General features: G+C 63.6%; 6 protein-coding genes and 4 pseudogenes. 7 read left to right on the plus strand and 3 right to left on the minus strand.

Annotated features, from left to right (window positions below):
- Positions 1 to 235 precede the first annotated feature (235 nt).
- Positions 236 to 1,893: pseudogene (ettA, locus tag ACFQDL_RS09010) on the plus strand (energy-dependent translational throttle protein EttA).
- A 99-nt stretch (positions 1,894 to 1,992) separates the two neighbouring features.
- Positions 1,993 to 2,361, plus strand: a complete 369-nt coding sequence (locus tag ACFQDL_RS09015; protein ID WP_379908711.1) for a PilZ domain-containing protein — start codon at positions 1,993 to 1,995, stop codon at positions 2,359 to 2,361.
- A gap of 125 nt (positions 2,362 to 2,486) precedes the next feature.
- On the opposite strand, the gene radA is transcribed toward ACFQDL_RS09015, so the two are convergent.
- On the minus strand, positions 2,487 to 3,866 hold the full coding sequence (gene radA, locus ACFQDL_RS09020; protein WP_379908712.1) for a DNA repair protein RadA: 1,380 nt from the start codon (positions 3,864 to 3,866) through the stop codon (positions 2,487 to 2,489).
- A 132-nt stretch (positions 3,867 to 3,998) separates the two neighbouring features.
- Here radA and ACFQDL_RS09025 point away from each other — a divergent pair.
- Positions 3,999 to 5,274 (plus strand): annotated as a pseudogene (locus ACFQDL_RS09025) (O-acetylhomoserine aminocarboxypropyltransferase/cysteine synthase family protein).
- Positions 5,275 to 5,309: 35 nt separating this feature from the next.
- On the opposite strand, the gene can reads toward ACFQDL_RS09025, so the two are convergent.
- Both can and hemE read right to left on the minus strand, forming a co-directional pair.
- Entirely contained in the window at positions 5,310 to 5,972 is a 663-nt protein-coding gene (can, locus tag ACFQDL_RS09030; RefSeq protein WP_379908713.1) for a carbonate dehydratase, read from the minus strand.
- A 132-nt stretch (positions 5,973 to 6,104) separates the two neighbouring features.
- Positions 6,105 to 7,171 (minus strand): annotated as a pseudogene (hemE, locus tag ACFQDL_RS09035) (uroporphyrinogen decarboxylase).
- 190 nt (positions 7,172 to 7,361) lie between these two features.
- On the opposite strand from hemE, the gene ACFQDL_RS09040 reads away from it, so the two are divergent.
- From ACFQDL_RS09040 to putP, 4 genes and pseudogenes are all read left to right on the plus strand, one after another.
- Positions 7,362 to 8,138, plus strand: a complete 777-nt coding sequence (locus ACFQDL_RS09040) for an AraC family transcriptional regulator (RefSeq protein ID WP_379908714.1) — start codon at positions 7,362 to 7,364, stop codon at positions 8,136 to 8,138.
- A 267-nt stretch (positions 8,139 to 8,405) separates the two neighbouring features.
- Positions 8,406 to 11,516, plus strand: a complete 3,111-nt coding sequence (putA, locus tag ACFQDL_RS09045) for a bifunctional proline dehydrogenase/L-glutamate gamma-semialdehyde dehydrogenase PutA (RefSeq protein WP_379908715.1) — start codon at positions 8,406 to 8,408, stop codon at positions 11,514 to 11,516.
- A 22-nt stretch (positions 11,517 to 11,538) separates the two neighbouring features.
- Positions 11,539 to 12,240, plus strand: coding sequence for a 1-pyrroline-5-carboxylate dehydrogenase (locus tag ACFQDL_RS09050; RefSeq protein WP_379908716.1), 702 nt, complete (start codon positions 11,539 to 11,541; stop codon positions 12,238 to 12,240).
- A 118-nt stretch (positions 12,241 to 12,358) separates the two neighbouring features.
- Positions 12,359 to 13,887: pseudogene (gene putP / locus ACFQDL_RS09055) on the plus strand (sodium/proline symporter PutP).
- Positions 13,888 to 13,894: the final 7 nt, after the last annotated feature.

Here is a 13,894-nt window from a genome sequence, read left to right on the forward strand (position 1 = left end):
GCAGCACCCTGGAAAAGGGCGCCATTATAGTCGAAAAGCCGGGAACGGCGCACTTGAAAGTGGATCACGGCAAATGGAGTGGAATTCACGACGGCGGCTGCTGCGAAAGCGGTGCGGTGCTCTTCGCTTCGCTTCGTTTACCGGCACCCTACCCATTTACCTCTTACTGCATTGGCCTTCGAGGAGGCTGATCGGCTAAAATTGCCGCCAACGCAGAACTGACAGGTCCTGATTAATGGCTCAATACGTTTACTCGATGAACCGCGTCGGCAAGGTCGTGCCGCCCAAGCGTGAAATCCTCAAGGATATCTCCCTTTCCTTCTTCCCCGGGGCCAAGATCGGCGTCCTCGGCCTCAACGGCGCCGGCAAGTCCAGCCTGCTGCGCATCATGGCCGGCGTCGACAAGGACTACATCGGCGAAGCGCGGCCGATGCCGGGCATCAATGTCGGCTACCTGCCGCAGGAGCCGCAGCTCGACGAGAATAAGACCGTGCGCGAGATCGTCGAGGAGGCGGTCGCCGACGTCAAGGCAGCCCTGGACGGCCTCGATGCCGTCTACGCCGCCTACGCCGAGCCGGACGCCGACTTCGACGAACTGGCCAGGAAGCAGGCCGAGTTCGAGAACCTGATCCAGGCGAAGGATGGTCACAACCTGGAAAACACCCTCGAGCGTGCCGCCGACGCCCTGCGCCTGCCGGCCTGGGATGCCCAGGTGAAGCACCTCTCCGGCGGCGAGCGCCGCCGTGTCGCCCTCTGCCGGCTGCTGCTCGACAAGCCCGACATGCTGCTGCTGGACGAGCCGACCAACCACCTCGATGCCGAATCGGTGGCCTGGATCGAGCGCTTCCTGCAGGAATACCCGGGCACTGTCGTGGCGATCACCCATGACCGCTACTTCCTCGACAATGCCGCCGGCTGGATTCTCGAGCTGGACCGCGGCCGCGGCATCCCGTACGAAGGCAACTATTCCTCCTGGCTGGAGCAGAAAGAGCACCGCCTGGAAATGGAAGCCAAGCAGGAAGCCGCCCACCACAAGGCCGTCGCCGCCGAGCTGGAGTGGGTGCGCCAGGGCCAGAAAGGCCGTCAGGCCAAATCCAAGGCACGCCTGAAGCAGTTCGAGGAGATGAACTCCCGCGAATTCCAGACCCGCAACGAGACCCGGAGATCTACATTCCGCCGGGTCCGCGCCTGGGCGACAAGGTCATCGACGCCAACGGCATCTCGAAGGCCTATGGCGACAAGGTGCTGTTCGAGGACCTGAGTTTCTCGATCCCGCCCGGCGCCATCGTCGGCATCATCGGCGGCAACGGTGCCGGCAAGTCGACGCTGTTCCGCATCATCGCCGGTGAAGAGCAGCCGGATGCAGGTACTGTCGAGCTGGGCTCCACCGTGCAGCTGGCCTACGTCAACCAGAACCGCGAGCTGAACGGCGACAAGACCGTCTTTGCCGAGATCTCCGACGGCCAGGACATCATCACCGTCGGCAACTACCAGACACCGTCACGCGCCTACTGCGGCCGCTTCAACTTCAAGGGTTCCGATCAGCAGAAACTGGTCAAGGACCTGTCCGGCGGCGAGCGCAACCGCCTGCATATGGCCAAGCTGCTGAAGGAAGGCGGCAACGTGCTGCTGCTCGACGAACCGACCAACGATCTGGATATCGAGACGCTGCGTGCCCTCGAGGAAGCGCTGCTGGCGTTCCCGGGCTGCGCCGTGGTGATTTCCCATGACCGCTGGTTCCTCGACCGCATCTGTACCCACATGCTGGCGTACGAAGGCGAGTCGAAGGTGGAGTTCTTCGAGGGCAACTACACCGAGTACCAGGCGGATTACAAGCGCCGCTACGGCAAGGAGCACCAGCCCGAGCGCATCAAGTACAAGCGGATCGCATAAAAGCGTGACGGGTGACGCGTAACGCGTCACCCGTCACCGATGTACGAGCCATCGCTGTCTGTACTAAGATGCTCTGAGCCCCTCACCGAGGATCCCGCCATGGTGGAACAGAACGCAGAACGCCGCCGCTTTACCCGCATCCCCTTCGACGCCGAATCCGAACTGCACACGGCCAACGCCACCCTCATTGTCCAGCTGGCGGATATCTCGCTTCACGGGGTGCTGATCGAGTCGCAGAAACCGCTGTCCATTGCCCCTGGCGAAACGGCCGAACTGCGTATCTACCTGAGCAGTGACGTCCTGATCCGCATGCCGGTCATACTGACCCACAGCAAGCCACCCGGTTACGGCTTTCGCGCCGGCGAAATGGACCTCGACAGCATCAGCCACCTGCGCCGGCTGGTGGAGCTGAACCTCGGCGACGAGTCGCTGCTCGAGCGGGAGTTGGATAATCTGGTGAGTGGGTAGGGTGCTGCTGACCACCATGGATGGTGGAAATCCTGAAAACGCAGGAGCAGTTTTCAGGGGAGTGCAACGAATCGCACCGAAAACGGCGGTGCGGTGCGCTTCGCTTACCAGCACCCTACGTTCTTTCAAAGCGCATCGAGCGCTTCGGACAGGCGCGTAACCCCGATCACCTCCATCCCCTCGGGCGCGGTCTTGGGTACGTTGCCCTTCGGTACAATGGCACGACGGAAACCGTGCTTGGCCGCTTCCCGGATACGCTCCTGACCGTTGGGCACCGGCCGGATCTCGCCGGACAGCCCCACTTCGCCGAACGCCATCAGGTCCTGCGCCAGCGGCCGGTCGCGATAGCTCGAGACCACGGCCAGCAGCAGCGCCAGATCCGCACCGGTCTCCAGTACCTTGACGCCACCGACGACGTTGACGAAAACATCCTGGTCGCCGGTATGGAGACCGCCGTGGCGGTGCAGCACCGCCAGCAGCATCGCCAGACGGTTGTGCTCCAGACCGACCGCGACCCGGCGCGGGTTGTTCATGTGACTCTGATCCACCAGCGCCTGCAGCTCCACCAGCAGCGGCCGGGTACCCTCCCAGACCACCATCACCACGCTGCCGGGACTCGGCTCCTCGGCACGGCTGAGGAAAATGGAACTGGGGTTCTTCACTTCGCGCAGGCCATTCTCCAGCATCGCGAAAACACCGAGTTCGTTGACCGCGCCGAAGCGGTTCTTGTGGGATCTGAGGGTGCGGAAGCGGCTGTCGGACGAACCTTCGAGTTGCAGCGAACAGTCGATCATGTGCTCCAGCACCTTGGGACCGGCCAGGGTGCCGTCCTTGGTGACATGGCCGACCAGCAGCAGTACCGTGCCGGTCTGCTTGGCGAAGCGGGTCAGGTAGGCGGCGGTTTCGCGCACCTGGGCCACCGAGCCCGGCGCCGACTGCACATCGGCGATATGCATCACCTGGATGGAGTCGATCACCATCAGCTTGGGCTGCAGCTGCTGAGCCGTGGCGCAGATCGTCTCGACCGCGGTCTCGGAGAGCATTTTCAGGCTGCCGGCATCGAGCCCGAGCCGCCGCGCCCGCATCGCCACCTGCTGCAGCGACTCCTCGCCGGTGACATAGAGCGCCGGTTTTTGCGCCGCCAGGTGACACATCACCTGCAGCAGCAGGGTACTCTTGCCGGCCCCGGGATGGCCACCGATCAGGATCGCAGAGCCCGGCACCAGGCCGCCGCCCAGCACCCGGTCAAGCTCCTGGGTACCGGTGGAGAACCGCGGCATCTCGCCCAGCTCGACCTCGGCCAGGCTCACCACCCGGCCCTGAGTGCCGGTCTGGGCGCCGGCATAACCCTCGAAGCGGGCCGCGCGCGCGCCGCCGCCGGCGGCTGCCGCCAGCCGCACCTCGGTCAGGGAATTCCAGCAGCCGCAAGCGCTGCACTGCCCCTGCCACTTGCTGTAGTCGGCGCCACAGTCGTTGCACACATAGGCGGTCTTGGCCTTGGCCATCGCGGAATCCTCTGCATCGGCGGATAGGCTGCGCATTCTAGCCCAATGACCGGAGTTGCCCAAACAGGCTTTCTTTTCCGACCCCAGTCTCTAGAATCAGACGTCAAACAAAACGCACACAAGGACAATGCAATGAAACTGGAAACGATTGCGGTGCATGGCGGCTATCAGCCGGATCCCACGACCAAGGCGGTTGCCGTGCCGATCTACCAGACCACCTCCTATGCATTCGACAACGCCCAGCATGGCGCGGACCTGTTCGACCTCAAGGTGCAGGGCAATATCTACACCCGCATCATGAATCCCACCACCGACGTGCTGGAGAAGCGCGCGGCGGAGCTGGAAGGCGGTATCGCCGCGCTGGCGGTGGCCTCCGGCATGGCGGCCATCACCTACTGCATCCAGACCCTGGCGGAGACCGGCGACAATATCCTCTCCACCAGCGAGCTGTATGGCGGCACCTACAACCTCTTCGCCCATACACTGCCGCGCCAGGGGTCGAGGTTCGCTTCATCGACAAGAACGACTTCGCCGGCATCGAGGCCCGCATCGACGACCGCACCCGCGCGCTCTACTGCGAAAGCGTCGGAAACCCGTCCGGCAGCATCGCCGATATCGAAAAGCTCGCGGAACTGGCACACCGCCATGGCATTCCGCTGATCGTCGACAACACCGTACCGACTCCGGTTCTGTGGCGGCCGATCGAGCAGGGTGCCGACATCGTCGTGCAGTCCGCCACCAAGTACATCGGCGGCCACGGCAACAGCATCGGCGGCATCATCATCGACAGCGGCAACTTCCCTGGGCCGATCACAAGGACCGCTTTCCGCTGCTGAACGAGCCGGACGTCTCCTACCACGGCGTGGTCTATACCGAAGCCTTCGGGCCCGCGGCCTTCATCGGCCGCTGCCGCGTGGTACCGCTGCGCAACATGGGTGCTGCCCTGTCGCCGATGAACGCCTTCCTGCTGCTGCAGGGCATGGAAACCCTGTCGCTGCGCATGGAACGGATCTGCGACAATGCGCTGAAGGTCGCCCGATTCCTGGAGGGGCACGAGGCGGTCAGCTGGGTCAGCTACGCGGGGCTCGAAAGCCACAAGGATCACGCCCTGGCCCGGAAATACATGCAGGGGCGCGCCTCCGGCATCCTCAGCTTCGGCCTGCACAGCGGTCGCGAGGGCACCCGACGTTTCTACGATGCGCTGAACATCTTCGTGCGGCTGGTGAATATCGGCGATTGCCGTTCGCTGGCTTCGATCCCGGCGGAAACCACCCACCGTCAGCTCAACGAAGAGGAGCTCAAGTCCGCCGGCGTGAAGCCGGAAACGGTGCGGCTGTCGGTCGGTATCGAGCATATCGACGACCTGATCGAGGACCTCGGGCAGGCACTGGCGAAAGCAGTGGCTTAAAGGAAGGCAAAGGGCCCCGCGGGGCCCTTTGCGAATCAGGCGCGTTGCTTTGCCGCGATGGACGCGACCGCTTCCTGATACTGGCTGCCGATCTCGTCGGCACTGCTGACACAGAAGTTCAGGTCCCGCAGCTCGCCGTTGTCCAGGCCGTAGATCCAAGCATGGATGGCCAGTTCCTGGCCGTTGCTCCAGGCTTCCTGCACCATGGTGGTGTTGCAGACGTTGCTGGCCTGCTCGATCACGTTCAGCTCGCAGAGCCTGTCGAGCATGAAGGCCTCGTCATCCTGCCACTGCTCGAGTATCTCACGATGCTTGAAGTAGACATCGCGGACATGTCGCAGCCAGTTGTCGATCAGGCCCAGATGGGTCGGACCCAGCGATGCCTTGACGCCGCCGCAACCGTAATGGCCGACCACCATCACATGCTTCACTTTCAGGACCCGCACCGCATACTGCAGCACCGACAGGCAGTTCATGTCGGTGTGTATCACCAGATTGGAGACATTGCGGTGCACGAAGACATCACCGGGCAGCAGGCCGATGATCTCGTTGGCGGGCACGCGACTGTCGGAACAGCCGATCCAGAGATACTCCGGCGCCTGCTGCTTGGCCAGAGTCGGGAAGAATTCCGGATTGAGCCGGGAAATGCGTTCCGACCAGGCCCGGTTCTGTTCGAACAGTTTTTCTAGTTTCTTCATCTTGTCTACCGCTTAACCCAAAGTCCGAATAGTAGAAAGTGGCAAGCAGGCCATTCGCCCGGTGACCGGGCTCCTACAATACTTGCGGATCCTGTGGAAGCCCACTCCGTGGGCGAACAGGCCTTTACACATTCACTGCTGATGATACTTCGCACTCAGCTCGTGGACGGCATCGACGAAGACCCGCGCATGCTCGGGATCGGCATACTGGTGGATGCCATGACCCAGGTTGAAGACATGACCGTTTCCGGGCCCGAAACCGGCCAGAATCGCTTCGACCTCGGCACGAATGCGCTCGGAGGGCGCATAGAGCACCGACGGGTCCATATTGCCCTGCAGCGCGACCCGGTCGCCGACGCGGCGGCGGGCATCGCCGATATCGGTGGTCCAGTCCAGCCCCAGCGCATCGGCGCCGGTATCGGCGATCGCCTCGAGCCACTGCCCGCCGTTCTTGGTGAACAGGATCACCGGCACACGGCGTCCTTCATGTTCGCGGATCAGGCCGGCACAGATCTGCTGCATGTATTTGAGGGAGAATTCCCGATACATGGGACCGCTGAGCACCCCGCCCCAGGTATCGAAGATCTGCACCGCCTGGGCACCGGCACGGATCTGCTCGTTGAGGTAGGTGGTGACCGACTGCGCCAGTTTGTCGAGCAGTGCATGCAGCACCTCCGGAGTGGCGTACATCATCTGCTTGATATGACGGAAGTCCTTGCTCGAGCCGCCTTCGACCATATAGGTGGCGAGCGTCCAGGGCTGCCGGAGAAGCCGATCAGCGGTACGCGACCTGACAGGGCGCCACGAATTTCCCGTACCGCCGCCATGACGTAATCGAGGTCGGAGGCCGCATCCGGCACCGGCAGTGCCGCCACATCGGCTTCGGTACGGATGATCTTGCGAAACCGCGGCCCTTCGCCGGCTTCGAAATAGAGCCCCAGACCCATCGCATCGGGTATGGTGAGGATGTCGGAGAACAGGATGGCCGCATCCAGATCGAAGCGTTCCAGCGGCTGCAGCGTCACTTCGCAGGCCAGCTCGCGGTTCTTGCACAGGCTCAGGAAATCGCCCGCCTGGGCCCGGGTTGCCCGGTATTCCGGCAGGTAGCGCCCGGCCTGACGCATCATCCATACGGGGGTCACATCCACCGGTTGGCGCAACAGCGCGCGCAGAAAACGATCGTTTTTCAGTTCAGCCATCAGACTCAGCCATTGGTTAGCCATTAAAAGAATCGCGCCATTTTAACTTTTTCCCCGCACAATTGCGCCTCAGTCTGCACGCGCCTGACGAAAGTCTGCAGGGGAGTTGTAGGCCGTCGAGGCACCGGTATAATAGATCGAATACTGATCAGCAAAGGTGATCAGTGCCTTTGCGGGTACTATTCGATTCATGTCCATGGTCAAAACCGCCGACATCCTGACGCTGCCCGACAGCGCCCATACGCACGATCACAACTATCACCAACTGGTACTGGGGCTCGAGGGCGACACCGCCTTCGAACTCGAGGGCCTGGGTCAGCGGGTCGGACCGGGCACCGGCTGCCTGGTACCCTCGTCCACCGCCCACGCCTTCTGCGGCATTGGGCGCAACAGCATCCTGGTGGTCAACCTCGCGATGAAGCCGGCCGGCAACCGTGAAGAGCGCGAGCGCATCAACCGACTGTTCGACCAGGCCAGCTATTTCGACATGAGCAGCCACCTGCAGGTGCTGGCCAGCGCGGTAAGCCGCGAAATCCGCCAGTTCCCGGACGACCCCATGCTGGCGCAGGCCTGCAGCAACATGCTGCTGTGTACCCTCGGCAACCATCTGTCGCTGAAACAACCCTGCCGCAAACCGGGCATGATCGATCTCGAACTGATCGACGACTTCATCCGCGTCAATCTGCAGCGCAAGATCAGCGTCGCCCACCTCGCCAGCCTCGCCTGCCTCAGCAGCAGTCAGTTCCATGAACTGTTCAAGCGCCAGACCGGCATGACGCCGCACCAGCACCTCCTCGAGAAACGCCTGAGCGCCGCCCACGACCTGCTCGAACAGGGGCACCCGGTGGCCCGGGTCATCGAGCTGTGCGGCTTCGCCAATCAGAGCGCCTTTACCCATGCCTTCCGCCGCCGCTTCGGCATCACCCCGGCCCGCTATCGCCAGCAGGCCGCGCTGACCTGCGATTAAGCCCCGGGAAGTCTCGGGCTGCCTACGCAAGCCGGAGTTTTCGACAAAAACTCCGGAAATATCGGCAAGACCTCCGCGGGAACTGTCACTAAAGTGTCAGGATTCACCGATGCGCCCGGTAAACCCCATGCTGCCGGAAGCCCGGAAAACGGCTTTCGGCCACAGTGATTCAGCCAGCCCCTTCTCGATGCACTAAGCTGACGTAATCACCGGCTCCCGTAAACCGACGCCCGTCCTTCAACTACAGGACCCCGAGGTACGCTGATCATGTTCAAGGCTACAGATGTACTCAACCCGGACTTCATCGCCCGTAAACCGGCCGAGCTCTGGGACGAAATCTCGCCGCTGTACAGCATCGATGAAGAGAGCTGGCTGCGCGAACTGCTGCCCCTGGCCGAGCCCGGCCAGGACGAGCTCGACAACACCACTCGCAGCGCCACCACGCTGATCGAACAGGTGCGCGCCGATGACGGCGCCATCCACATGATCGACGCGCTGCTGCTGGAGTACAGCCTCGATACGCGCGAAGGCATTCTGCTGATGTGCCTGGCCGAGGCCCTGATGCGCATCCCGGATGCCGAAACCGCCGACGCGCTGATCCGCGACAAGCTCAGCGTCGCGGACTGGAAAACACACCTGAAGAATTCCGACTCCCTGTTCGTCAACGCCTCGACCTGGGGCCTGCTGCTGACGGGCAAGGTCGTGGCCATGGACGAAAAGGAGGACGGCACGCCGTCCAACGTCATCAACCGACTGGTCAACAAGTTCTCGGAACCGGTAATCCGCAAGGCCATGTACCAGGCCATGAAGATCATGGGCCACCAGTTCGTGCTCGGCCGCAATATCGGCGAAGCGCTGAAGCGCGGCCGCAAGTACCGCGATCTGGGCTACACCTACTCCTTCGACATGCTGGGAGAGGCGGCACTGACGTCGCGCGATGCCGACAAGTATTTTGCCGATTACATCAGCGCGATCGAAGCGGTCGGCAAGGATACCTACGGCCAGGGCAAGACGCCAAAGCCGACCATCTCGATCAAGCTGTCTGCGCTGCACCCGCGCTATGAAGTGGGTCAGCAGGCACGCGTCCTGACCGAGCTGTACGCGCGCGTCGTCGAACTCATCAACAAGGCACGCGCCCTCGATGTCGGCATCACCGTCGATGCCGAGGAGGCAGACCGCCTCGAGCTGTCCCTCGAGCTGTTCGAAAAGATCTACCGCGATCCGGCCTGTCAGGGCTGGGGCAACTTCGGCCTCGTGGTCCAGGCCTATTCCAAGCGTGCCCTGCCGGTACTGGCCTGGCTGACGGCACTGGCCGGCGAGCAGGGCGACCGCATTCCGGTGCGGCTCGTCAAGGGCGCCTACTGGGATGCCGAGATCAAGCTCTGCCAGCAGCACGGGTTCGAAGGCTACCCGGTTTATACCCGCAAGGAAGCGACCGACACCTCCTACCTGGCCTGCGCCCGCTTCCTGCTGAGCCAGCCGGTACGGGGCAAGATCTATCCCCAGTTCGCCAGCCACAATGCCCATACCGTCGCCGCCATTCTGGCGATGGCGCCCCATGGCGACTTCGAGTTCCAGCGCCTGCACGGCATGGGCGATGCGCTGTATAACACCGTACTGAAGAACCAGTCGGTCAATGTGCGCATCTACGCCCCGGTCGGCAGCCACAAGGACCTGCTGCCCTACCTGGTGCGGCGCCTGCTGGAAAACGGTGCCAACAGCTCCTTCGTGCACCGCCTGGTCGATGCCCGGCACCCGATTGTCGACCTGGTGCACCATCCGGTCGAAACGCTGAAAAGCCGCGCCTCCCTGGCCAACCCGCATATCCCGCTGCCGGCGGATATCTATGGCGAAGAGCGCCGCAACTCCTACGGCCCCAATATCGAGATCGAGAGTGAATGGCGCCCATTCCGCGAAGCGGTCGAGGGCTTCATGGGCCGGCAGTGGCTGGGCGGTCCGATCATCGGCGGCCAGTTGCGCCAGTCCGGGGAGCCCCGTGCCGTCACCGCACCGCAGGATCGCCGCATCCAGGCGGGCTCGGTACACTGGGCAGGAACAGAAGAGGTATCCGAAGCCCTCGACCAGGTCGGTCAGGGTTTTGCCGGCTGGAACGCAACCCCGGTCGACGAGCGCGCCGGCTGCCTCGAGCGCCTGGGCGACCTGCTGGAGGAAAACCTCGCCGAGCTGGTGGCACTGTGCCATCTCGAAGCGGGCAAGACCATCCAGGACAGCATCGACGAAGTACGCGAGGCCGTGGACTTCTGCCGCTATTACGCGGTACAGGCACGCAAGGGCATCGGCCAGACCCAGCTCGGCACCACCTTCGATGGTCGCGAGCGCCAGTACCGCCTCGAGGGCCGCGGTGTCTTCGCCTGCATCAGCCCCTGGAACTTCCCGCTGGCGATCTTCCTCGGCCAGGTCAGCGCGGCCCTGGTGACCGGCAACACCGTGATCGCCAAACCGGCGGAACAGACCAGCCTGATCGCCTTCCGCGCCATCCAGCTGGCGCTGGACGCCGGCATACCGGCGGATGCCATTGCGCTGCTGCCGGGCGACGGTGCCACCGTCGGCGCACCGCTGACCTCGGACCCGCGGGTCGCCGGCGTCGCTTTCACCGGCTCCACCGAAACCGCACAGCTGATCAACCGTGCGCTGGCAAAACGGGATACCGAAGTCGTGCCGCTGATCGCCGAGACCGGCGGCCAGAACGCCATGCTGATCGACTCCACCTCGCTGCCCGAACAGGTGGTGCGTGACGTGGTGCGTTCGGCCTTTGCATCGGCCGGCCAGCGCTGCTCGGCACTGCGCGTGCTCTACGTGCAGCAGGACGTGGCCGACCGCATCACCGAGATGTTGCGCGGCGCCATGCAGGAACAGGTAGTCGGAGACCCCAGCCTGCACAGTACCGATGTCGGCCCTGTGATCGACACCGAAGCCCAGCAGGGACTGCTGAACCACATCGAGAAGATGAAGCGCAGTGCGCGCCTGATCGCCCAGACGCCGCTGCCGGCGAATGCCGGCCAGGGAACCTTCGTCGCGCCGACGGCGTTCGAGATCGATGATATCGCCCAACTCGAGCGCGAACAGTTCGGTCCGATTCTGCACGTCGTACGCTACAAGGCCTCGGACCTCGACCGCGTGATCGACAGCATCAACGCCACCGGCTATGGCCTGACCCTCGGCGTGCACAGCCGCAACGAGGAGACCACGCGCCATATCGCGCATCGCGTGCGGGTCGGCAACATCTACATCAACCGTGACCAGGTCGGTGCAGTGGTCGGCGTCCAGCCGTTCGGCGGTCAGGGTCTGTCGGGTACCGGCCCCAAGGCCGGCGGTCCCCGCTACCTGCTGCGTTTCACCCGTGAAGTGACGCTTTGAGCCGCCAAAGGAGTGCCTAGAAATGACTCAGAAGATCAATCTTGAACAGGCAGCCCAGGCTGCACTCGACGCCTGGGAAGGCTGGAACGGACTCGGTGTCGCCGGTCGCGCCCAGCTGCTGCAGAATTTCGTCGGCCAGCTCAGCGACAGCCAGGCACGCATGGCACAGTGGCAGATCGACCAGGCGCTGCGCCTGATCGGTGGCGAACTGGAGCTGCCGGGCCCGACTGGCGAGTCCAACGTGCTTTACACCTCGGGACGCGGGCTCTTCATTTGCACCAGTGACGAGAACGCCAGCGAAGTCGCCATTATCGGCCAGCTGGTCGCTGCCCTGATCGCCGGCAACGTGGTGCTGCTGGCGCCGGCCCCGTCCCATACCGGCTTCTGCCGCTACCTGCTGCGCCTGCTGGTGGCCGGCAGCTGCCCGGCCGCGGTGGTCCAGCTGATCGAGAACAGCTCGCTGGAAACCCTCGGCGGATGCCCGTCCATTGCCGGCTTCGCCTGCATTTGCAGTGAAGCCGGTGCCCGCGAGCTGAACCGCAGGCTGGTGAGCCGTGACGGCGTGCTGGTGCAGCTGGTCGCCGAAACCGATCCGGAGAATCTCGACATCATCGGTGGCGAATACTACCTGTCGCGCTTTATCACCGAATCGGTGCGCACCACCAACACCACTGCGGTCGGCGGGAACGCCACTCTGTTGGAACTCGGCGGCAAAGCCGAGTAGCAGCAACGGCAGCCGGCCTCGACGAAGGCCGGCTGCCGTTTTTCTTTTCAGCCATTGCCGGCTCGAATCCTAAAACAAAAACAACCTATCCAGGTCATTCACCCAAGAGGCCCAATTGATGATTGCAAACAGTGCCGCGATAATCGGTACCTTTCTCGTTTACCTTGTCGTTATGCTTGGTATTGGACTTTATGCCTACAAACGCACGTCGAGCTCTTCCGACTACTTCCTCGGCGGTCGCTCGCTAGGCCCTGGCCTGCGGCACTTTCCGCCGGCGCCTCCGACATGAGCGGCTGGTTGCTGCTGGGGCTGCCCGGTTATGCCTTCGCCTCGGGCATGGAAGCGATCTGGCTCGGCGGTGGCCTGCTGCTTGGCACCTGGCTCAACTGGCTGCTGGTCGCCAAGCGCCTGCGCACCTACAGTTACGAGGCCGACAACTCGCTGACGCTGCCGGAGTTCTTCTCCAACCGTTTCGAGGACGGCAGCAAGCTGCTGCAGGTGATCTCGGCCTTCTTCATCCTGCTGTTCTTCCTGTTCTATACCAGCTCCGGCCTCGTCGCCGGCGGCAAGCTGTTCGAAACCGTGTTCGGTCTCGACTACAGCATCGCCGTGGTGGTCGGCACCCTCGCCGTTGTCTCCTATACCCTGTTCGGCGGCTTTCTGGCGGTCTCCTGGACCGACCTGGTGCAGGGTCTGCTGATGGCGGCGGCACTGGTGATCGTGCCGGTGATCGCGATGCAGACCGATGGCGGCATCGGCGCGCTGTTCAGCGCCCTCGAAGCCAAGAATCCCGAGCTGCTGACCCTCTGGAACGACGCTAGTGGTACGCCGCTGACCTGGATCGCCATCGTTTCGCTGGCGGCCTGGGGCCTGGGCTACTTCGGCCAGCCCCATATCCTGGCGCGTTTCGCCGGCATCCGTGACAAAGACGACGTGCCGACGGCGCGCCGCATCGCCGTGACCTGGTCGGGGCTGTCGATGGCCGGCGCCTTCCTGGTCGGCCTGGCCGGTATCGTCTATGTGGACAACCAGCTGGGCGGCGCCCTGGGTGACGGCGAAACCATCTTCATGGTGCTGGTCAACGCCCTGTTCAACCCGGTCGTCGCCGGTATCCTGCTCGCCGCCATCCTGGCCGCGATCATGAGCACCGCCGACTCCCAGCTGCTGGTCTCCTCGTCCGCCCTGGCCGAAGACTTCTATCGCCAGCTGTTGCGCAAGGATGCCAGTCAGAAGGAGATCGTCATGGTCGGCCGCGTGGCCGTGATAGGCCTGTCGGTCGTGGCACTGATACTGGCGATGAACCCGGACAGCACCGTACTGGGCCTGGTGTCCTACGCCTGGGCCGGTTTCGGCGCCGCCTTCGGCCCGACACTGATCCTGTCGCTGTACTGGAAACGCATGAACCGAGCCGGCGCCCTGGCCGGCATCCTGATCGGCGGCATCACCGTGGTGGTCTGGAAGCAGCTTTCGGGCGGCATCTACGACCTCTACGAGATCGTGCCGGGTGTCATCTTCGCCACCCTCGCCATTGTCGTCGCAACCCTGGCGACCAGCGCGCCGCCGGCGACCGTTCAGGCCCGTTTCGACGTCTATCGCAGCAAGCTCGATGGCGTCGCCCCGGCCAGGCCGCAGCCACAGCGGTCCTGACCACCCC

Origin of the sequence: Marinobacterium aestuariivivens (assembly GCF_042661465.1) — a bacterium.
GTDB lineage: Bacteria > Pseudomonadota > Gammaproteobacteria > Pseudomonadales > Balneatricaceae > Marinobacterium_A > Marinobacterium_A aestuariivivens.

Bases quoted from the DNA above. Each gene is read 5' to 3' on its own strand.
- ACFQDL_RS09015 (WP_379908711.1), top strand. From the start codon at position 1,993: ATGGTGGAACAGAACGCAGAACGCCGCCGCTTTACCCGCATCCCCTTC.
- radA (WP_379908712.1), bottom strand. From the start codon at position 3,866: ATGGCCAAGGCCAAGACCGCCTATGTGTGCAACGACTGTGGCGCCGAC.
- can (WP_379908713.1), bottom strand. From the start codon at position 5,972: ATGAAGAAACTAGAAAAACTGTTCGAACAGAACCGGGCCTGGTCGGAA.
- ACFQDL_RS09040 (WP_379908714.1), top strand. From the start codon at position 7,362: ATGTCCATGGTCAAAACCGCCGACATCCTGACGCTGCCCGACAGCGCC.
- putA (WP_379908715.1), top strand. From the start codon at position 8,406: ATGTTCAAGGCTACAGATGTACTCAACCCGGACTTCATCGCCCGTAAA.
- ACFQDL_RS09050 (WP_379908716.1), top strand. From the start codon at position 11,539: ATGACTCAGAAGATCAATCTTGAACAGGCAGCCCAGGCTGCACTCGAC.